The 21,748-nt window shown below is 40.2% G+C and carries 21 protein-coding genes; 8 read left to right on the top strand and 13 right to left on the bottom strand.

The features are described 5' to 3' along the window. Positions 1-584 precede the first annotated feature (584 nt). The 8 genes from EYR97_RS08940 to EYR97_RS08975 are packed head-to-tail and all read left to right on the top strand — an operon-like array spanning position 585 to position 9,508. Entirely contained in the window at positions 585-1,718 is a 1,134-nt protein-coding gene (locus EYR97_RS08940; protein WP_207308049.1) for an N-acetyl sugar amidotransferase, read from the top strand. Next, the gene (hisH, locus tag EYR97_RS08945; RefSeq protein ID WP_131093502.1) at positions 1,715-2,335 is read left to right on the top strand and encodes an imidazole glycerol phosphate synthase subunit HisH; all 621 of its coding nucleotides are present in this window, start codon (positions 1,715-1,717) and stop codon (positions 2,333-2,335) included. The genes EYR97_RS08940 and hisH overlap by 4 nt, the downstream gene beginning before the upstream one ends. Before the next feature lie 5 nt (positions 2,336-2,340). After that, on the top strand, positions 2,341-3,117 hold the full coding sequence (locus EYR97_RS08950) for an AglZ/HisF2 family acetamidino modification protein (RefSeq protein WP_131093503.1): 777 nt from the start codon (positions 2,341-2,343) through the stop codon (positions 3,115-3,117). Between the two features lie 24 nt (positions 3,118-3,141). Beyond that, positions 3,142-5,271: a bi-domain-containing oxidoreductase gene (locus EYR97_RS08955; protein ID WP_131093504.1), complete on the top strand. Its 2,130-nt coding sequence runs from the start codon at positions 3,142-3,144 to the stop codon at positions 5,269-5,271. Continuing rightward, on the top strand, positions 5,268-7,082 hold the full coding sequence (locus EYR97_RS08960; RefSeq protein ID WP_131093505.1) for an alginate lyase family protein: 1,815 nt from the start codon (positions 5,268-5,270) through the stop codon (positions 7,080-7,082). The genes EYR97_RS08955 and EYR97_RS08960 overlap by 4 nt, the downstream gene beginning before the upstream one ends. Continuing rightward, positions 7,082-8,299 (top strand): glycosyltransferase family 4 protein, encoded by a 1,218-nt coding sequence (locus EYR97_RS08965; protein ID WP_131093506.1) that lies wholly within the window; start codon positions 7,082-7,084, stop codon positions 8,297-8,299. The genes EYR97_RS08960 and EYR97_RS08965 overlap by 1 nt, the downstream gene beginning before the upstream one ends. Next, positions 8,296-8,895: a sugar transferase gene (locus tag EYR97_RS08970; protein WP_278186713.1), complete on the top strand. Its 600-nt coding sequence runs from the start codon at positions 8,296-8,298 to the stop codon at positions 8,893-8,895. The genes EYR97_RS08965 and EYR97_RS08970 overlap by 4 nt, the downstream gene beginning before the upstream one ends. Beyond that, positions 8,885-9,508, top strand: coding sequence for an acetyltransferase (locus tag EYR97_RS08975; RefSeq protein ID WP_131093508.1), 624 nt, complete (start codon positions 8,885-8,887; stop codon positions 9,506-9,508). Before EYR97_RS08970 ends, EYR97_RS08975 begins: the two co-directional genes overlap by 11 nt. An 86-nt stretch (positions 9,509-9,594) precedes the next feature. Here the strand turns inward: EYR97_RS08975 and EYR97_RS08980 are convergent, their stop codons facing one another. The 13 genes from EYR97_RS08980 to asnB all read right to left on the bottom strand — a co-directional run bounded on the left by EYR97_RS08980 (position 9,595) and on the right by asnB (position 21,739). Next, positions 9,595-10,515 carry a bifunctional 2-polyprenyl-6-hydroxyphenol methylase/3-demethylubiquinol 3-O-methyltransferase UbiG gene (locus EYR97_RS08980; RefSeq protein ID WP_131093509.1) on the bottom strand — a complete coding sequence of 307 codons (921 nt, stop codon included), beginning with the start codon at positions 10,513-10,515 and terminating at the stop codon, positions 9,595-9,597. Continuing rightward, a complete protein-coding gene (locus tag EYR97_RS08985) occupies positions 10,512-11,504 on the bottom strand; it encodes a fatty acid desaturase (RefSeq protein WP_131093510.1) in 993 nt (330 codons plus the stop codon). The genes EYR97_RS08980 and EYR97_RS08985 overlap by 4 nt, the downstream gene beginning before the upstream one ends. A 2-nt stretch (positions 11,505-11,506) precedes the next feature. Further along, complete coding sequence (locus tag EYR97_RS08990) at positions 11,507-12,211, bottom strand: bifunctional 2-polyprenyl-6-hydroxyphenol methylase/3-demethylubiquinol 3-O-methyltransferase UbiG (protein WP_131093511.1); 705 nt, start codon at positions 12,209-12,211, stop codon at positions 11,507-11,509. Positions 12,212-12,213: 2 nt separating this feature from the next. Next, positions 12,214-12,783: a class I SAM-dependent methyltransferase gene (locus tag EYR97_RS08995; protein ID WP_165478010.1), complete on the bottom strand. Its 570-nt coding sequence runs from the start codon at positions 12,781-12,783 to the stop codon at positions 12,214-12,216. A 106-nt stretch (positions 12,784-12,889) separates the two neighbouring features. Next, positions 12,890-13,843: a glycosyltransferase family 2 protein gene (locus EYR97_RS09000; protein WP_131093513.1), complete on the bottom strand. Its 954-nt coding sequence runs from the start codon at positions 13,841-13,843 to the stop codon at positions 12,890-12,892. A gap of 1 nt (position 13,844) precedes the next feature. Beyond that, complete coding sequence (locus EYR97_RS09005; RefSeq protein WP_131093514.1) at positions 13,845-14,186, bottom strand: hypothetical protein; 342 nt, start codon at positions 14,184-14,186, stop codon at positions 13,845-13,847. 54 nt (positions 14,187-14,240) lie between these two features. After that, on the bottom strand, positions 14,241-15,017 hold the full coding sequence (locus tag EYR97_RS09010) for a formyltransferase family protein (RefSeq protein ID WP_131093515.1): 777 nt from the start codon (positions 15,015-15,017) through the stop codon (positions 14,241-14,243). Next, positions 15,014-15,922 carry a carbohydrate deacetylase gene (locus tag EYR97_RS09015; protein ID WP_131093516.1) on the bottom strand — a complete coding sequence of 303 codons (909 nt, stop codon included), beginning with the start codon at positions 15,920-15,922 and terminating at the stop codon, positions 15,014-15,016. Before EYR97_RS09015 ends, EYR97_RS09010 begins: the two co-directional genes overlap by 4 nt. Continuing rightward, positions 15,919-18,186 (bottom strand): YfhO family protein, encoded by a 2,268-nt coding sequence (locus EYR97_RS09020; protein WP_131093517.1) that lies wholly within the window; start codon positions 18,184-18,186, stop codon positions 15,919-15,921. Before EYR97_RS09020 ends, EYR97_RS09015 begins: the two co-directional genes overlap by 4 nt. Then, positions 18,183-19,226, bottom strand: a complete 1,044-nt coding sequence (locus EYR97_RS09025; protein WP_131093518.1) for a glycosyltransferase family 4 protein — start codon at positions 19,224-19,226, stop codon at positions 18,183-18,185. Before EYR97_RS09025 ends, EYR97_RS09020 begins: the two co-directional genes overlap by 4 nt. 65 nt (positions 19,227-19,291) lie before the next feature. After that, positions 19,292-19,903 (bottom strand): CatB-related O-acetyltransferase, encoded by a 612-nt coding sequence (locus tag EYR97_RS09030; protein WP_131093519.1) that lies wholly within the window; start codon positions 19,901-19,903, stop codon positions 19,292-19,294. A gap of 8 nt (positions 19,904-19,911) precedes the next feature. Next, on the bottom strand, positions 19,912-20,634 hold the full coding sequence (locus EYR97_RS09035) for an asparagine synthase C-terminal domain-containing protein (protein ID WP_307722610.1): 723 nt from the start codon (positions 20,632-20,634) through the stop codon (positions 19,912-19,914). 19 nt (positions 20,635-20,653) lie between these two features. Next, positions 20,654-21,739, bottom strand: a complete 1,086-nt coding sequence (gene asnB / locus EYR97_RS09040) for an asparagine synthase (glutamine-hydrolyzing) (protein ID WP_131093521.1) — start codon at positions 21,737-21,739, stop codon at positions 20,654-20,656. Positions 21,740-21,748 lie beyond the last annotated feature (9 nt).

Genomic DNA, 21,748 nt, shown 5'->3' on the forward strand with positions numbered 1-21,748 from the left:
TTAACTTCAGCTAAATATGCTTTTCAAAGAAAAACGTAATGCTTTGCTATGCAACTATTTCCACTCTAGCATACATTTATACACATGTAATTTGAGTGCGTGTACCTGCCTTTATTTCTACTTTGTTTTCAGGCAATTCGAAGCTGACAACTCACTCTTCGCTTTTTTATATTAACCTCCAAACCAATAATGCTAACCTAAGCGTCGCTTCCCTATGTCGCACCGTAGAAAATATTACAATATTCAAACTTCAATCAACGAAATGAAGTAAATATCGGTGATAAACGAAGCACTAGAGCGTGCTTATGATTATTTATTTTTTAGCCGCGCACTCATAAATACACTTAATTGTGGTATATCAAACCGCAGTACATTTGCGATTTTCTGACTCAAAAAAACCGCACACACAATTTATGAATAAAGATAAACACGCTCTAGTTAACATCAGATTAAGATGTCTTCAATTATTATGGTAGTCTGTCGCTGCCATGTTATTATCAATGGTTTCGTAGATAGGTGTACAGGAGTGCACACCCAAAATACAAAGAATATGTCAAAGCTTAGCGCTAGTAATGGATAAATTAATGGAAAATTTTCAGATTTGTACGCGTTGTGTGATGGACACAACAGATTCTAAAATCGTGTTTGATGAAAACGGCGTGTGTGATCACTGTAATGACTTTGAGCAAAATGTTAAGCCAAACTGGTTTACTGATGAACGTGGCGATATCGAGCTAAAAAAAACAATATCCAAAATTAAAGAAGATGGCAAAAATCGTGATTTCGATTGCATCATTGGAATGAGTGGTGGAGCTGACAGTTCTTATTTACTTCATGTCGCTGTAAAAGAATACGGTTTGCGTCCTTTGGTCTTTCATGTTGATGGCGGGTGGAACTCACAAATAGCCGTTAACAACATAAATGTTATGATCGAAAAATTAGGGCTTGATCTTTATACCGAAGTGATAAATTGGGAAGAGATGAAGGATTTCCAGCTTGCGTATTTTAAAGCTGGTGTTTCGAATATTGACGTTCCACAAGACCATGCGTTCGTTGCAACCCTGTATAACTTCGCTGCGAAATACAAAATCAAATATATCTTAAACGGAGGGAATATTTCTACTGAATGTGTGCGAAACCCTCTAGAGTGGATATATTACGGCACAGATATGGCTCAAATACGCGATATACGCAAGCGCTTTGGGACCAACCCAATGAAAACATATCCTTTTAGTAGTGTTTTAAGGCACAAACTCTATTTAAGATATATTCAAAGGGTTCAGGTGGTAAAACCGCTGAATTATTTTCCTTATATAAAAGAAGAGGCTATGCAAGTTCTGGCTGACGAGTACGGCTGGATACCCTATCCGCAAAAGCACTTCGAGAGTCGCTTCACTAAGTTTTATGAAGGATACTGGTTACCAAAAAAATTTGGTTTTGATACCCGAAAAGTACAATATTCTAGCCTCATATTGACCGGCCAGATGACGCGTGAAGAGGCGTTAGAAAAATTGCAAGCACCTGCAATTTCTGACGAGGATGCCAAACATGATTTTGAGTACATTGCGACTAAGTTAGGCATTAGCGTTGAAGAATTGCAAATGTATTTTGATCAACCAAATAAGTCATATAAGGATTACAAAAACCAGCAATCTTTATTCGACCTCGGTGCCAAAGTATTGAAAGCTATCGGAGTAGAGAGATCAATTAAGCGATGATTACTATAGTGGACTATGGCCTCGGAAATATTAAGGCATTCGCTAACGTATACAAAAGGCTAAATATACCAGCCTGTTATGCTTCTACAGCCGAACAATTACAGCAAGCCAGTAAACTAATACTTCCTGGAGTAGGTGCTTTTGATCACGCTATGCACAAACTCAATAATTCAGGCTTGCGTGATACGTTAGACGATTTAGTTTTGAGAAAAAAAATCCCTGTGATCGGAATCTGCGTTGGTATGCAAATGATGGCCAAGAGCAGTGAAGAGGGAAAGAGTGACGGACTTGGCTGGATTAACGGAACCGTTAAGAAATTCCATTTTGCAAATGAAGGGGAAGCAAAAAAGTACCCGCTTCCCCATATGGGATGGAATAACATAACGCAACTTAAGTCATCCTCATTAATAGCCAATTTAGATGACCATAAAAGGTTTTATTTCTTACACTCCTACTATTTTGAGTGTGTTAATTCAGCCGATGTTATCGCCTCTGCAAATTACGGCTTTGATTACGCTTGTGTTGTTAATCATGAAAACGTTTATGGTATTCAATGCCACCCAGAAAAGAGCCATCACAATGGCGTGGCTTTGTTAAAAAACTTTGCGGAGCTGTAACTTTTATGCTGTTACCCAGAATAATTCCTGTGCTGTTAGTGCACAACAAAGGTTTAGTAAAGACAGTCAAATTTAAAGATGCAAAGTATGTTGGTGATCCAATAAATGCAGTTAAAATATTTAATGAAAAAGAGGCCGATGAACTTACTGTTATAGATATCGACGCTTCGGTAGAAGGGCGAGAGCCAGACTATAAAATGATTGAAAACCTAGCCGCAGAGTGCCGTATGCCTTTGTGTTATGGCGGTGGAATTAAATCAGTAGAACAAGCACAACGTATTCTTGGTCTCGGTGTTGAAAAAGTAGCGCTAAGCTCAGTTGTGTTTAAGAATCCGAGCATAATCAAAGAGCTTGCCGAACAGGTTGGTCGACAAAGTGTAGTTGTAGTATTAGACGTTAAGAAACGTATGTTTGGCGGCAAATACGATTGCTACACATTGAACGGTAAGATAAACGAAAAAGTCTGTGCATTTGAATTTGCTCAAAAAGTGCAAGAGTTAGGTGCTGGAGAGATAGTTGTTAACTCTATTGACAACGACGGCACTATGAAAGGTTACGACCTCAACCTAATAGAGAAGGTTAAAAGTGTAACAAACGTTCCATTAACAGTAGTTGGCGGAGCAGGTCGTTATGATGACATCAAAACTCTAGTTCAAGCTCACCCTGTAATTGGCGCGGCTGCGGGCAGTACGTTTGTGTTTAAAGGTAAATACAAAGCCGTTTTAATTAACTACCCCACCTCTGCTGAAAAACAAAATATTCTGCCTAACAACGCCGATTAAAGTGATACGAGTTAATACAACATTATGAAGCAAATACTGCAAGACATGGCAAAAGGGGGCTCTACAATTGTTGAAGCGCCAGCGCCACAAGCCACAAAGAATCATGTAGTTATTAATACTACTACAACATTAATATCAGCTGGCACGGAACGCATGCTTGTTGATTTTGGAAAGGCGAACTTGATTGATAAGGCCCGGGCACAACCTGATAAAGTCAAAATGGTACTAGAGAAAGTACAAACTGACGGCCTCATGACAACTGTCGAAGCAGTTAAATCGAAACTAGCGCAACCCCTTCCTCTTGGTTATTGTAATGTCGGAGTCATAGATAATATTGGTACCGGAGTTGAGTTATTTCAAAAAGGTGATCGAGTAGTTTCTAATGGCCCTCACGCGGATGTTGTACGTGTTGCTAAAAATTTGGTTGCAAAAATTCCAAATAATGTAACTGATGAAGAAGCTTCATTCACTGTAGTTGCAAGTATCGGTTTACAAGGGATACGTTTAGCCAATCCAACTATGGGTGAGTGCTTTGTAGTGACGGGAGTTGGTCTAATTGGCCTATTGACAGTCCAAATGCTTCGCGCTCAGGGGTGTAGAGTACTAGCCATCGATTTTGATCAAGATAAACTTGAGTTAGCCAAGGCATATGGTGCCGAGATTTGTAACCTTAGTATGGGTGAAGACCCTGTCGCAGCAGGTATGTCTTTCAGCCGCGGAGCAGGTGTTGACGGTGTAATCATTACGGCATCTACAAAATCAAATGATCCCGTTACTCAGGCTGCAAGAATGAGCCGTAAGCGTGGCCGAATCATTTTGGTAGGAGTGACTGGCTTAGAACTTAGTCGTGCAGATTTTTATGAAAAAGAACTTACATTCCAAGTTTCTTGCTCATATGGTCCTGGCCGCTATGACCCTAGTTATGAGGAGCAAGGCAACGACTACCCATTGGCTTTTGTTCGTTGGACTGAACAGCGTAACTTTGAAGCAATTTTAGACATGATGTCAGGTGGTCAGCTTGACGTTAAACCATTGATAACACACCGTTTTAAATTTGAAGACGCTAGTAGTGCTTACGATTTGTTGACAACGGACAAAAGCGCACTCGGCATTTTGTTACAGTATGACTCTACTCCAGCCGATCGCCACGATAAGTCAATTCGATTGGGCTCAACAACGAATTATACCCAAAGCGAACCAGTTATTGGTTTTGTTGGCGCTGGAAATTATGCATCACGTATGCTGATCCCTGCATTCAAACAGGCTGGAGCTCAATTTCATTCAATTGCTACTTCAGGTGGAATCAATGGTGTAATTCATGGCGAAAAGTCAGGCTTTGAACATGCTACGACTGATACTCAAGCGATGATCGATAACCCTGTCATCAATACAATAGCAATTGCAACACGTCACAACAGTCACGCTTATTTTGTTGAAAAAGCACTTAAAGCACATAAAAACGTTTTTGTTGAAAAGCCTTTGGCTATAACTTACGAAGAACTAGAAGTTGTTAAGTCAGCGTACTACGAATCAGCATCAAGCAAACTAATGGTTGGCTTCAACCGTCGTTTTTCTCCTCAAGTTCAAAAAATGAAGCAACTTTTGACTCCGATTAAGGAGCCTAAGTCGTTTATTATGACCATGAACGCAGGTAGTATTCCAGCCAACCATTGGACACAAGATACCTCAGTAGGTGGCGGCCGTATAATCGGTGAAGCATGCCATTTTATTGATTTAATGCGCTATCTTGCGGGTAGTGAAGTTATATCTGTCCAAGCGAGACGCATGGGAGATTCAAACGCAGTTGAAATAACTGAAGATAAAGCGGCAATTATTTTAGGTTTTGCAGACGGTTCGTTTGGCACGATTCATTATTTAGCTAATGGAGCAGCAAGCTTCCCTAAAGAGCGTATTGAGGTGTTTGCAGCAGGCGCTACCCTTCAATTGGATAATTTTATTAAACTAAAAGGCTTCGGGTGGAAAGGCTTTAAAAAACTCAACCTCTGGAAACAAGATAAAGGTCAGACTAACTGTGCAAAGGCATTTATCAATAGCATCAAATCTGGAGAGGCTTCGCCTATTTCTGCTGAGGAGTTATTCGAAGTTGCTAAGGTAACCATTGATGTTGCCCAGCAGTTGCGCGAGCAAGAATGAAGTTACTGAAACTAAAGACAATACTCGGATTAGGTATTCACAACCTAGTCCGTTTTGGTTTGTATCGTATAGGTATACGTACTGGCTTGAACCCTGTTAAAAGGTTGAAGTTTAAGGTGCCAAAGGGTGTTTTTTATGAACAGCCAAGTGTCCTGAAAACAGCATTTGAACCTTGTTCAACTTGGCAAGGAAGTCACCATTATTTTGGTAGAGAAATTTCCAGTCCTCAAATACCCAACTGGCATTTAAACTGTCTAAATCACCTTGAGTCTCCAAAGAACTCTCCGTGGTTCAAGATCGGTGATTTTGATTCAACAATTGGCGACATTAAGGGAATTTGGGAGGCATCTCGTTTTGACTGGGTACTTGCATTTGCCCAAAGAGCCGCCGTAGGAGATAAGACTTCGTTACGAAACCTTAACGATTGGCTTAATAGTTGGACTGAAACAAACCCTCCATACAACGGAGTTAACTGGAAGTGTGGACAAGAAGCATCTATTCGCGTTATGCATTTAGCATGTGCTGCGCTGATCCTCAACCAGATAGAGAATACATCTCAACCGCTACTCGATTTGATCGAAGCACATCTTCAGCGTATTTCTCCAACCATATTGTATGCTGTTGCACAAAGTAACAATCACGCTACTTCAGAAGCATCAGCGCTTTTTATTGGTGGCGACTGGTTAGCTCGCAATGGTAAACCGCAGGGACAAAAATGGCGAGAGCAAGGAAGAAAATGGCTAGAAAACAGAGCTGCTAGTCTCATTATGCGAGACGGAACATTTAGTCAATACTCGACTAATTACCATCGTGTGATGCTTGATGCATATTCAATTGCGGAAATTTGGCGCTATAAAAATAACTTGCCTCAGTTTTCGAACACCTTAAGAAGTCGACTACAGGCGGCAATAAATTGGCTCTTCGAACTAACAGATGATGAACACGGTGATGTTCCGAATCTGGGAGCTAATGACGGTGCGCGACTTTTGCCATTAACAAATACCGACTATCGTGATTTTAGGCCATCTGTACAACTAGCCGCGACTTTATTTCATCGTAAAGCTGCATGGAAGGTAAATGGTACTTATGATCTGACCTTGAAGTGGTTTGGTTTGGAAAAGCCAGTAGAGCATTTGTTGAAGAGGCCATGCGTCCACCACCCAGATGGTGGTTATTTTGTGCTTAGGTCGAAAAGCACAAGTGCATTTGTACTTTTCAACTATCCAAAATATAAATTTAGACCCAGTCAAAATGATGCTCTACATGTAGATTTTTGGGTAGCTGGTGAAAATCTCTTGCGTGACGGCGGAACATTCAGTTACAACGCTGGACAACGCTATATCGATTATTACGGCGGAGTAAAGAGTCACAATACAATAGAAATAGATAAGTTTGAGCCGATGCCTCGCTTAAGTCGATTTTTATTAGGCGCTTGGTTAAAGCCATTTAGGATTAAAGATGACACCGCCAATGGGCAGGCATCGGCGGGATATCAAGATTACTTAGGCCGCTCTCATTACCGAAGTATTTCATTAGATGATGAGCGTTTAAAAGTCACTGATACGCTTTCGGGCGTTAAGCAAAAAGCAATTTTGAGGTGGCGCCTAAAACCCAGCAACTGGAAGGTCATTGATACAACAATTACTGATGGGAAACATACCATTAAGGTATCAACAAGTGCGACCATCAAGCGCTTTGAAATTACCGAAGGAAAAGAATCTCGCTATTACTTCGAGGAAACTCCTATTCCTGTGCTAGAAATTGAACTCGCAGAAAATTGCACCCTAACAACAGAGTATAAATATAATTAATGGACATTCTATATTTCCACCAACATTTTTCAACGCCCAATGGGTCAACAGGAATTCGGTCTTACGAAATGGCTAAGCGTGCCATTCATTGTGGTCATTCAGTAACAATGGTGTGTGGAAGTTATGGCGGCGGTGAAACAGGCCTAACCCGCGATTTTAAATCTGGACGCAGAGAGGGTTATGTAGATGGAATATATATCATCGAATTTGATTTGGCATATTCAAATACAGATGGCTTTGTAAAACGTAGCTTCACTTTCGTAAAATTTGCTTTAAAGAGCATTGGCATTGCACTTACACGTAAATATGATGTTTTGTTTGCAACAACTACTCCGCTTACCGCAGGAATTCCCGGTATTTTGGCGCGTTGGCTAAGAGGTAAACCATTCGTTTTCGAGGTACGTGACTTATGGCCTGAATTACCCAGAGAAATGGGAGTTATTAAAAACCCAATTATATTGTCTTTGATGTCGATACTTGAATGGGTGTCATATAAGAGTGCAAATCGTTGTATAGGCCTGTCACCTGGTATCGTCAAGGGGATCACGAAACGAGGCGTAAAAGAATCTAATGTTGAATTGGTACCTAACGGTTGTGATTTAACTCTATTTTCGGCTGATAACACGCCTTGGAGACCAAAAGGCGTTGCTGACTCTGACCTGATGGCAGTATTCACAGGAACTCATGGAATAGCAAATGGTCTAGACGCAGCCCTAGATGCCGCAGCAGAGCTACAAAAACGCAATAGAAACGATATTAAGCTTGTGTTTGTTGGACAAGGAAAGTTAAAAGCAGCTTTGCTTGAGCGTGCAAAAAACGAAGGCCTTACAAACGTTATTTTTCATGAACCTATCAATAAAGCGAAACTAGCTGGATTGATGAAAAGTGCTGATGTGGGTTTGCAATTGCTGGCGAACATACCGGCTTTTTACTTTGGTACATCTCCTAATAAATTTTTCGATTATATTTCTTCTGGCTTACCGGTTCTAAATAATTATCCCGGTTGGCTATCTGAAATGATTACCAAATACGATTGTGGTTTTAGCGTTCCTCCTGAGCAACCCGAGTTGTTTGCAGATGCATTAGAACAAGCCGCTAAAGACAGGTTATCTTTAAAAGTAAAAGGTGAGAATGCTAAGCGCCTAGCTGAGGAAAGCTTTGATCGCCATATGCTAGCAGATAAGTGGGTTAAATGGGTTACGGGAGCAAAGCATTGAAACGCCTCTTTGATTTTTTAACTAGTTTGGTTGCGTTGATTCTATTGTCACCAATAATCGCTATAGTGGCTTGGAAAATTCGTAACAATTTAGGATCACCTGTTTTGTTCCGGCAAGCTCGCCCCGGAAAAAATGGTGAACTATTTGAAATGGTAAAATTCCGCACAATGAAGGACGCTGTTGATGAAAACGGTATCCCGCTTCCTGATTCAGAACGCATGACTCCATTTGGTAACAAGTTACGTAACTCAAGTTTAGACGAACTCCCCGAACTCTGGAATGTACTAAAAGGTGAAATGAGTCTCGTAGGACCGCGCCCTTTGTTAGAGCAGTATCTACCGTTGTACAGTAACGAACAGGCGCGGCGTCACGAGGTTCGTCCAGGCGTAACGGGATGGGCACAAATAAATGGACGCAACGCACTTAGCTGGGATGAGAAATTTGCACTAGATGTTTGGTATGTTGACAACCGTTCATTTTTACTTGATATGAAAATTTTATTTCTAACGGTTAAAAAAGTATTTGTAAAAGAAGGCATATCTGCAGAAGGTCACGTTACTATCGAACCATTCAAGGGAAACAAAAATGATACCTAAACTAGCAATCCTTGGTGCAAGTGGTCACGGTAAAGTGATTGCCGACATTGCTGAGTTAAATGGTTACAGTGTGGTATTTTATGACGATGCTTTCCCAAAAATCGATTCAATAGCACATTGGCCGGTTATTGGTAATACGCGAGACTTACTTAAATCTTTAAACGAGTACAGCTTATGTATTGCAATTGGGGATAACTTAATTCGTCGAAAAAAACAAAGTGAATTGCAAGAAGCAGGCGGTAGGTTTCCCGTATTAGTGCACCCAAGCGCAACTATCAGCAGACATGCCAATTTAGGGCATGGTACCGTTGTTATGGCTGGAGCAGTGATTAATGCCTTTGCGGAAGTAGACTGCGGTGTAATTATTAATACGAGCGCAGTTATTGAGCACGATTGTAAAATAAATGAATTCTCTCATATCTCCCCAAATGCTACGCTTGCAGGAGGAGTTACTGTTGGAAAATGTGTTTGGATAGGTGCAGGTTCAGTAGTTAAGCAACTTGTTAATGTTGATGATAATGTTGTCGTGGGTGCGGGGAGCGTCGTTATCAATAATATTCCTAAAGGAACAACCGCTGTCGGTGTGCCCGCCCAAATTAAGATAGCCAAATAATATAAAGTGTAAAATGTTTTTGTGTTCATTCAACTCACATGACAATATCATCTGAAGCACACTGTTGAGCAAGAGTTCATAGGTGTTTACTCTCGCTCTGCGCTGAATCGAATCACCCCTGAACGCCCTAGTAACACAAATAACACATTTAACGGCAATAACATTAATAACATTAGGCTAAAATGGCGCATTCGACCAAAGCGTAGCTTAGGGTTATTAGCCAAATTCGGGGCTTTGCGCTGTAGCCAATTTTGTATTGAAATCACAATATGTCCAGGGTTCAGATCTTGCTGAATTTGAATATTGCCAAAACCAGCATCAACAAGTAATTTCCTTAATGATTGAGGATCATACTGAAAGGTGTGTCTGGGTACGTGATTACCTCCCCAATATCGTCCAAATAACTTTCGATCTAGACTAGCAAAGTTAGGCAACTCACCGATGAGTTTAGCCCCTGGTTTGAGTAGTCTAAAGGCTTGCGTTAATTCATTTTTAGGAGACAATACATGCTCAATATAATTGATCATAAAAATGGCATCAAAACTCTGCGATTCTTGCTGGAAGTCAGTGAAAATCCCATTGTAAGTTTCAATACCTTTTTCATTGCATAGTGCAACTGCTGCCTCACTAAAGTCTATTCCTACTAATTTACTTGCCCCAAGTTTTCGGAGTTTTATTAGAAATTCACCGTTACCGCACCCAACATCTAATACTTTACAACTAGGCGTAATCAAATTTCGAAAACTGCGTTTAAACATCTTTTCGCTAGCCAATGACATTATTCGGTACAACAAACCACGGTCACCTTTTTCTTCTATAAAGGCCGTGTAATTGTCTGGGTATGCTAACTTCAAGTCGTCCAAGGTAGGAAATGGATGTAATTGATGAATACCACAACTATTACATTTTAAATAACTATATTCACCACCTGCACCAAACTCCCAATCACGAATTCCTTCAATGGTTTTCTCTGATAAGGGTTGACTGCAAACTCTACATGTTGTCATGGTTGTTTTCTCCTACACCAAGGCAACTGACAAAACCAAAGATAAATGAGATAAGCATGGCTGTAACTTAAATGCTCAAGCGCATCTCCTTGCTTTGGAACTGCGCCAGTAGTTTTAATCTGCGCACTCAGTTGGGGCAGTTTGTAATAAGGTACATTCGGAAACCAATGGTGTTCAGCATGAAAAGCGAAACCAAAAGGCCCAAACAAATAACGAGCAGCCCAACTACCTGAAAAACTCCTGAGGGCGTGAGTATTTTTGTCATCACCGTGCTCAGCAAGGACTCTTATATATGATAGGGTTTTAACTAAGGTTAATAACGGCAATAACCAAAATAATACGTAATCAAGCCAAGATGAATAGAGACTAATGATACCAGCAATGGTTAATTGAACTAAACACAGTATAAGTAATTGATTTAGCTCACCACTGTGCTTTTTGCGGTGATGCTTAGCAGCAACTTTTGACTGAAAATTGAAATGTTGACGAAACAATTGTACGACAGCCATTAGGCCGAAAAAGTTAAGTATTAAATTACTTAATAACTGACATTTACTATGCGGGAAGCGACGGTAAACAACTGCATCTGGATCATGCTCCATTGAGCCAAAGAACTTATGGTGCTCCCAATGTATACGACGGTACGAAGGCTTCAAACCTACCGCATAAAACAACAATAAATCAGCTAGAAAAAATTGGTATTTACTTCTCTTACTAACCTGATGAATTGCTTCATGCATGGCTTGAACTATTGCATATTGCAACCAACCAATCATAATAAAAAGTGGCAGAAAACACATCTTCAAGACTTCTGCTTGTCTAACATAAGTCACAGTGAAAAAACAAACAATCAATCCACCATACAGACAGCCCACGCTAAACCATAAACGGAAATTATTGCGATTTTTGGCCAGCTTTTCGGCCTCAATTAATAACGTCTTTCGTCCATCTACCTCTCGAATTGATGGTAACTTAGTATGGGCAGTCATGATTACTTCGACGCTGTAATGAAAGTGTAGAAACTCAAATGTTTATGGCCAATAAACGAACGCTTGACTTTAACATTGCTAAATTGATGTTTGATTAACTCAATAATATCTTCAGCAGTATTAATATGCTCATGACGAACCAACTGCTTGTACGCTAAGCCTGTACGTAAACGATAAGAGATCCCTGTCGTTAGCCGCCAAGATAGCCCCCATAACGCTCCGCCTTCTGACGGTATTCCTACTTGCAATTGCCCATTGGGGGCCAGTAGTTGATGCATCAAAGCTAGCTCAGCTGGCAAATTTTCCATATGTTCAAAAGTAGCAATGGAAATTACTCGGTCATACTCTTTATTCGCTGGTACTTCAGACAAGCTCCCATAGAATGTATTCACTTTAGCCATTTCCGCCAATTGCTCTTCATACAAAAACTTAAGTGGCTCGACAACATCGTAGTCGTCATTTAGTTCTTCAAAGCACAAATGATTCAGAGTTCCAGCCCCTACTTCTAAGGTTCTTCCCCCTTGGCCATCCGCGACCTTTTTATGCATCCACCGCTCCATCCACAACGCAGCCTTACCAGCTAAACTAGCTGTGCTACTACGGTTTATTTTATAGTCGAGTTCATAGCGTTGATGATGTTGGGGGCTCATTGGGGGTCTTGTCTTGGGAAACTCAGACAATATCTGTTCAATGCTTTTTTTCTTCACTCTTACTGCTCCAGATCGTATGTTTCTACATACACCCAGTCACCACCACATAAAGTTAATTCATAAGGTACAACAGGCTTTAATTTCTGCAATACACTGTAATTATAAGGGAAAAAGTGTACGTGCAGATCGTAGGTATAACGATATTCCCTTTGTCTCGGTAGCACTATTATCAATCTACTTCGACAAATACGACGCAACTCTTTTAGCGCTTCTTCAAAATCAATAATATGTTCTAACGTATGCGCGCTTATTACTGTATCAAACTGCTTATCGGTAAAAGGTGTGGCTGTAATATTGACGTTATGATATTCCAACTCATCGCTAGTGGGCGCAATAAAATCGGCACCAACTACTTTAAGTGCAGGCTTCTTCTTCGCTATTAGTCTACAAAGGTGCCCACTACCGCAAGCAATATCTAAAACTGATTGCCCCTGTAAATAATCCAAAACCAAGTCAATAGATGCTTGATTCAAGTCTGTCTCGCGCTGCATATGCGCAGATTGGGTTTCTAAATAGATATCACGAATTTGACGAGAATCTAAATCATGCGCAGATGATTTGAAGTCCATAACTACTCGAGTTTTCCCTCGAAATAGTAGCCATATCAACGGGTACATGAAATAACGATTATCTCTTAAGACTGGTGGTATTAAGTTATCTAATACCCAGTTAATCTTAATCGTCACTGTTCTGTTCAGATTCAACTACAGCTCCAAAATATAATGGTCGTTTTTTGGTTTCAATATGGATTTTTCCTACGTACTCACCAAGAATACCGAGTACCACTAACTGCACAGACCCCATAAAGACAATGGTCAAGATGGTAGTAGCGTAGCCGGTCCTACTATAATCATAAAACAAATACTGAACCAAAGTTACAACAGCTAAGATTAAAGAAAGAAATGCCGATGCAAGCCCTGTGTAAATGGCTAGACGAAGTGGTTTAGTCGAAAACTGCAATATACTGCTAATAGCCAAGCCAAAAGACGATTTATAACTATATTTGCTGTTACCCGCGTAGCGCTCAGCCACCTCAAAATCAATAATCTTATAATTATTAATTCCGACGTAATGTAGCAAGCCACGAAATATTCTCTCTCTTTCATCTAACTGTTTTACTAACTCAACAAACTTGCGATCGAGCAGTTTAAAATCTGGATAATTCTTAGGAATACCCGTAGCGGATAATTTGTTGAGAAGCCAAAAATAGGCCGACTTTAAAGTTCGATAGAGCCATGTGTCTTCACTGTTTTTTCGACTTAAAACAAGTTCACTACCATCTAACCAATGATTAATAAACTTAGGTAGTAGTGCCGGAGGATGCTGTAAGTCACCATCCATAAAAATCACTGCATCACCAGTAGCTACGTCCATACCAGCAGTCATCGCTACTTCATGGCCAAAATTTCTAAATAAATTAAATACCACTACTGTAGCCCAGCTGACTCTCTCTTTTACGTCTTTACTCACTATTAAAGTGTTATCCGTGCTTCCATCATTTACTAGTATCAGCTCAAATGACAATTCACCCGCATAGCAACTTAATGCCGACTCAATTTCTTCGACGAGCTTAATAATGTTGTCTTGTTCATTGTAAAGAGACACCACAATACTGACTTTTTTCATCATTTTAGACTCTTTGAATATTCATAATGAAAAGACCCGAAACAATTAAAACTGCGCCTAAAATATGAGTAGTTGACAGTTGTTCGTTAAAGATTATTCGCCCCGCTAGTACTAAACCTAATGGAATCATTGCCGCCATTAATCCCGCCCAGAATAACTCTACATGCTGAAGTAACCGGACCCAAACCAACAGTGCACCAACTTGCAGCAGTGCACCCACAATCAACTTATAGTTAGTTGCCAAACTAACTAGATCAAAGGTCTTAAGCTCAGTGCTGGCCATTTTAAATAAAATATGAGCCAAAATATTGCTGAAAACCAGCGTAAAGACCAACACTATCTTCATTACTCATATACCTTTAACTATGCACATCGATTAGCGCATTCAAAAATCTTCATGTTAAACAAAACGCCCTCCTCTTTGTCTAAATTCCCGCCAATGTTCCTCTAGTGGCATAGAATAATAAGACTCCGCACCTATGTTATCGAACTCTGGCAATGAATTATGTCTCAGATGTTCTAATGCTTCGATAAGCGCATCGGCACTTAAATCAAAGCACTGCAAATATAACTTGGCAATTGTGTCACCTGTATTAATAGGCACAACCCGACGGCTAAGAATTCGGCCTTTATCTATCTCTTCGTCCATAGTATGGATCGTAACACCAGTCTGAGTCTCGCCATTGCGAAATGCTTGAAATACTGGCCATAAGCCGCCATAAGAGGGCAATAGTGCCGAATGGCGATTTATACAACAAAGCTTGGGTAAAGAAAGTAGCTTTTTACCAAAAATTAGGGAGTTTGAGCTAACAATAACATCAGGTTGCAAGCGTTCGAACTGCTCTAAATATTCGCTACGGTTAATATTACTTTCCACCTCAAAATAGTTAATATTGAAGTCTTTTAACACAGAACGAACAGAATAATAACGCCCATTGCCTGATAAACCGCTCAAGTCAAGTAACTGAGCGCAGACTTTTTGGCTTCCCAGTTTCAATATTTCGCTTAACTTAAGAAGAAACCAGTGCTTTTTCATATATAGCTCGAGATTACTCTTGTCTGGCACTTTGGTTACCAAAGCCACAGCCACAACCTCATCTTTACAATTCTGTAGAAACTTAGCCACAAAACCTGGGTGATAAAAGCAAGTTTCTTCTATTACTAAAACTAATCTCACGATCGCGGCTTCTCAAAGTGCTTAACCACCCGCGCGAGAGCAGGGCTTTTCAATAGTGCCTTCTCTTTTTCACGGAATTCTGAACAGTAGTATTCAACTAAGTGAGGATACTTTTTCCATAGGGATGCATCTTCCTTACTCGCGCCACCTGGATGCATTAAGATTTCAATCACTAACTCTTGGTTCGGATGTTTAGTATTTAATACTGTTAATGCCTTAGTAACACTCTCAATAGTTATATTGCCGGTAAACAAAACACCCACAAAAAAGTCTGGGCTCTTTATATGTGTTCCTTTCAACAATTTAATACATTTTTTAGCCAAGAAGTTCAGTAACAAATGCTTGATAAGATTCAAACCGAAATAATTAAGAATGCCCTTCCCTTTGATATGAAAAAAAAATGGCTCTCTAGCTATCCGAATATAACCAATAGGAATTTCTTGATGTAACTCCATCAATAATTTGAAAATGAACGGGATCATATGAAAATGTTGATGACTATCGACGTGAAGTTCGCAATTAGGAGGCAAGTATTTAGCCACTGCCTGCATCTGAGCTCGCATTTCTGCCTTGACTTGAGCTGCGATAGCTTTTCTATTTTTGCTTGAAACGTAATATGCTGCGAACAACGACTGAAAAGAGTGGCGAAAATAGCCCTGCTTATCAACGAGTAAGGGAACTTCATCAATACTCAGACACGCTGGCCCTTCCATCAAATTTATATGCACCGCAAGCCGGTAATTGCCGTTTAACTTATTGAATTCCTCAGCCGCATAATCAAATGCATGGCCATTAGCCATGATACTTGCACCGTTCAGTGGTAAATGTGAACCAAAGCAATCGAGAATATTGTCGCTAATAGACCTAGAGTTTCCGAGGTCGTCGGCGTGAATCAAAAGCTTCATGACATTAACCTTTTGCTTTTGCGGCTCAAAATAATAAACAAACAGACCAATAAACTAAATAAACTGATAGAAGCACCAAGCAATAAACTATACGGTTGATATTTGAGTTCGACTCGATGCTGACCAGCTGCTAAAACCAACCCCCTAAGACTCACATTTGTGCGGATCAAAGAGTGCTCATTACCATCAATGTAGGCCTGCCAACCAACGGCATAATTCTCGCTAAGAACCAAAAAAGCAGCTCGCGGAGTGTGGATGTTAAGTTCAATGTTGTGGTTTGTTAGTCTTACTATTTCAACTTTTTGCTGAATTGATGAATCAGACAACAACTCATCTTGGTTGCTATTCATCATGACATTTATTGGTCGTTCAACTAATGCCATACTTGTTGGTTCAAAAGTGCTGCCGTCAGGTAACTGCGACGTTCTGATAGAGGTCAGCATGGTGGGAATATCTTGAACCATGACTTGTTCAACCAACCAAGCACGAGGTAATACGGTCTTATTGCGATATACCCATGAGTTACCCACTTGCTCTATGTATTCAAAACGGTTATCGGCTGTGCTAATAGGCTTGGCCGATGACACTAAGGAGGCTGACAACAAATCTAACGTGCGGTTATGAGTGTCAAACAAGTTTTCAGAAAAATTGCCACTATTGGTTATATCACTAAATAGTTGATACTGAGACAGTTGCAATGGCCCATAACCATTGACTGTAGCAATGCCGTATATTCTAGCTTGTGAAGGTGTCAATACCTTAGACCAGAATCCATCCATCGCTGCGAATCGATGATTTGTTTCACCTAGCTCCTTTTTGTAGGCTATATGGTGATTGTCCGGTTGTAAAAAATCCACTGGCACTGTCAAGTAGCGCCAAGGGAAGTACCAAGTCGAATAAGACAGATCTAAAATAAGGAAGGCGATAAAAGCCAGCTTCAAACCTTTATTATTTAGCGTTTTTTTCCAAAACAGTATAATCAGTGATGACAAGCCTAAAAACACCAAAGGTATCAGTAGCGCCCAATGTGTAAGGTTTCCGCTATAACGTTGGTACAAGTCGCCGTTTATAGTCCAGAATAGTAAACCAAGCACCAAGACTTGCAGCCCAAACACAATAATTAGACGAGTAAATAAAGTTATGCTTTGGCGTTGTAGCGCTGCCAAACCAAGAGCTGCGAGTACAGCTGTGGCGAACGCTACAATCATCATTAAACGACCATGTGCTCGAAACAAATTAAACGCAGGAACTTGAAACGCCCACTTAAAAAATACAGTCGAATCTCCCAATGCCAAAACAAATGCAATTAATAACGCACAGAACCAATAGCGGCAATTGATATCACTTTTCCAGTAATTAACACTGCCATAAACAGCCAACATAATAGATAGAAAACCGATAGAGCCGATGATCCCTCTTGAATGAGCTAAACCGAAAAATGGCCCACCATAGATTGATTCAGTCGAGCCTCCATAGATAAATGGGAAAAATAGCTGGGCTGATTGATTGGCAGGAAATGCGTAGCTACTAAATACCTCATAACTCATCGTTTGCTTGGTGCTGCTTTGGCCTAACTCAACCATAGGAATAACCTCAATGGCAGATAGACCTAAACCCAAAACCACCGCAACTAAACATACTCCACAATAACGCACTGCACCAACACTTGAACTATTTGCCAATGCCAATACATAAAAGCCGGAGAACAACATTGTGTAAAAGGTTATTTGTGGGTGGCCTGACAAGATACTTAATGCAGTGGCCAATACACAAAGTGAAAACCACAAGCGGCTTGGAGTTTCTCGTAATTCATGTAGGGACCAAACTAACAAAGGCATCCAAGCGGTAGCGTGGATCATTGATAAATGGTCCACATTAATCATCATAAAGCCTGATAAGCCAAAAGTTAATCCACCCGCAAATGAGGCAAAACTCGATTGGCTAAGACGATAACAATAGCCGTAGGTAAACCATGCGGTCAGAATAAAACCAGAGAGTACAAAAATGTTATAACTGAAGTCATTCGGCAAAGAGGAAAATAAGTAGCGCAGTGGATAGCTATACTGCTTTTCTGGCGCAGCGAAAACAGGGTGGCCAGCGAAATATTCATTGGACCACAATTGTGGTGACGTGTAGAAATCCGATAGCGAACCATCAGAATAAAACAACTGGTCACCACCAAATATTACTGGACTAAAAAATACTGCATAAATCAGACAGTAGCTCAATAATGCAATAATGTAGTGACGATACTTAATGGTCATTTATCAATTTTGGCCAAACGAGTGCCTTCGATAGCATCCAAAAAGCCTTGTGTCATATTTTCGATTGTACAATACTCAGAATAATGGTCGAACGCAGCCTTGCCCAATGCTCTGGAATAATCAATATCAGTACAAAGTTTAACTAACGATTGCTCCAAAGATCGTTGATTATCTTCACAAAACACACTGTTAACATTATTTTTGATGTTTGATTTTTCGCCGCCACTAATAGCATTTAACTTAGTTAAAAAGGGCACCCCATATCCCAAACTTTGAAGCACCGCTAGCCCAGCCTGACCAAAAGAGACAGATACTATAGCGTGCTGATAGTATTCTTTTAACTTCTCTGGGTCATTGATTTTCCCGAGAAACTCTACTTCTGATCCCAAATTAAGCTGGCTAGACAATGATTTAAGTGACTCACCCTCACTGCCCTCACCAATGAAAGTCAAACGTATGTCTGCTGGGAGTTGTTGCTTAACGTTTGCAAATGCTTTTAGCAAAACATCATTCTCTTTACGTTTATTCAAGCTTCCAACAAACAATATACGATTTTTAACCGGTGACTCGAATGATCTGATCCTACTGCCAACATCAAAAGTGTTGTTACCTACATACATAGTTCGCTCTTCCAAACCATAATCTAGAAAATCCGCTAGAGCTTCATAGGTGTAGAAGACACTTGCATCAGCCCTTTTCATAAAAAAGGCCCTCACGTGATTTGCAATGCGACTATTGGTAATCCATGCTCCCCATAATAGATGTTGTTGGCTAGATTTTTTAAATAATAAGTAAAGTAAAATATTCACCCAGCGAACATCAAATAAAGAGATTACAATGTCGTACTCATCGCTAAATACGGCATTGTATACGCCTGATTGAAACATAAAGGGGCCGAGCTTTTTCACTGGAGTAATTATTTCAGCGTACTTATCGTCTTCTGTTACGCTCGGTTGACCCGAATGCAAGACAGTGACCTGATACTTTTTCGCCAGCTGATTAAAAAAGGGCTTGCGATAGTGCAATATGTAATTATACAAAATCAGCACTTTCTTTTTTCTTCTACTTTTTCTACTCTTTTCATTCTTAGCCGTTCAATCAAACATTATTTCATTTGTTCTAAAAACTTTTCAGGATCAGTGGCATATTGTCCTAGGTCAGACAGTTTTTTATCATCTAAAGTCCACCACTTTGATGCCAGTAATCGTTCAATCAACTCAGGCTTAAACCTCATTCTCAGTATTTTAGCTGGATTACCAGCAACAATTGCATAAGGTGGAACGTCTTTAGTGACAATACTTCCCATTCCTATCACTGCACCGGTTCCGATCGTAACACCTTGTTTAACTATTACATTTTGACCTATCCACACATCATTCCCAACCACAGATTGAAGAGGGGCCACTCTTTGATGCTCAGAGAACTTAGCTTTTACACTATCTCTGCCGTAGTAGAACACAGGTGAAGTTGAAATCCACTCTATCGGATGCATACCACCGCCAATAATTACACCATTAGCAATAGAGCAAAATGAGCCAATATCAACATTACTCATATCGCAGTTGTAGCCGCAAAATGAATGCCGATCCATGCGTACATTCACCATTTGACTGCCAGGTTCAACCTTAGAGGTTGAGTGAATGGTCGAATTGTACAACGAAGTACCACGAGTTTTCTTAATAAACTTGGCATATAAATAGGCGATTGAGAATTTCATGCTCTATCCTAGTTTTTATTGAGCTTAAATATATCGTTCCAAAGATGAACTTGGTATAAACGAAATAACAACCGCTCATATTTGGCCGTCTCGAAAGTGTCACCTGCGAGAACGTCACTCAATGACTTCGTAAAAATAGGCCACTCCAAAATGGGGGATTGACGAAGTTCCTTAACCATAAAACCTTTGGTTTCTGCCTTAATGTCAGAGGAGAAGCCAATTTTATCTCTCTCAAGCTCAGCTTTAAACCGTTGATAAGCGGGCAAAGTGCGTAGCACATATTTGTCCTTGGCATCATGCAACTTAAGCTTATCACCGCGACTAAAGACAAAATCAACGAGGCGATGATCCATAAAGGGAGAGCGATTTTCAACGGAGTTATTCATTGCAACAATATCGCCATAATAAAGCAGATTTTCCAAGCCTAGCTGATGTTGTTCAATCAAATAACGATTGAATGCACTCGCATTAGTTTTGCCATCATCGTTCTTTTTAACCTGTAATGGCTCTGTTGTCGCTTTGTAGCGCGTAAAAAAGCGCTCGTAACCGTAGACTCGACGCATCCAACTCTTGGCAAATGGTGGAAGCATATTACGTAAGAACATTATTACTGATGATATAAAGCCCTGTTTGAGTTGGGCTTTAAAGCACTTAAGTGCTTGCTTAAACTGACCTTTAAACAGGAATACAAAAATCATTAAAATAAAATAATTCTTATATCCAGCCAACAACTCATCAGCTCCTTGACCATCAAGAGCGACTTTTATTCCGTTTTTTTGCTACCGACTCATACAGATAATCAATGGAGATTACAGCTGGTGAAGAGTGACCACGACCTAAGTGCTGAACCAATCGCCGAAGCCTAGCTTTAAATTCTTGTGGGTCTTGTTCTTGCTCACGTGTTGTGAGCTCCATCCCCAGTTTATCTGCAACTGCTTTCGCATATTTACTTTCATCCTCATGATCATTTGAAGCATATGTAAAAGCTGGTATAGGATTTTGCTTGGGACCAAATTGCTCGGCATAGTCAGCAATAATAGTGCTATCTACCCCACCTGATAATAACACGCCAAAAGGAACATCTGAACGTAACCTTAGTTTTACCGCGTCTTTCAGTAACGATTCAAAATCAATAAAGCTCTGTTCGTCAACAGACTGAATTTTACCTTTATAATAGTCCCAATATCGATAAGTCTGAATATTACCCGTGGCATCAATTCGACAATAATGAGCTTTGGGAAACTCTTTAATGGCACTAAAAAACGTTCTTCCCTGACCATCATAACCTCCCTCTTGCAAAAACATCTGAATCAGCCCGTAGTCTATATCGCCGTTGCACAAAGGTGCTAACTGTTGAATTTCGCTGGCAACATAAAAAGTAGATTGATTTTCTAGAATAAAAAGTGGCTTCTGGCCAAAACGGTCTCGAGAAATGAGCATGGACCGGTCAGACTGGTCGTAAATGACTAATGACCACATGCCATTGAAACGCTCAAAACAGTCCCCGCCCCAACAATGATAGGCCTTGAGTACTACTTCGGTATCTGATTCACTCTCAAAATGATAACCGAGACTTCTCAACTCCTCTCTTAATTCAATGTAATTGAAGATCTCTCCGTTATACACCATAACGAGATGCTCAAAAACATAAGGTTGATTGCCGCTATCGGCAATACCAACAATAGAAAGCCTGGTATGGCCAACAAAACAAAAACCATCTGTAAAGTGGCTGCAGTTATCAGGGCCTCGATGAGATACCGACTCGATAGCGGCAATCAGTTCCGCTTCACTGTTATGCTGATCCTTTATATTGAATGAGGCAAAGATTCCGCACATAGAAAAATA

This window comes from Alteromonas sp. KUL42 (assembly GCF_006538325.1).
In the GTDB taxonomy this organism is placed as follows: Bacteria; Pseudomonadota; Gammaproteobacteria; order Enterobacterales; family Alteromonadaceae; genus Alteromonas.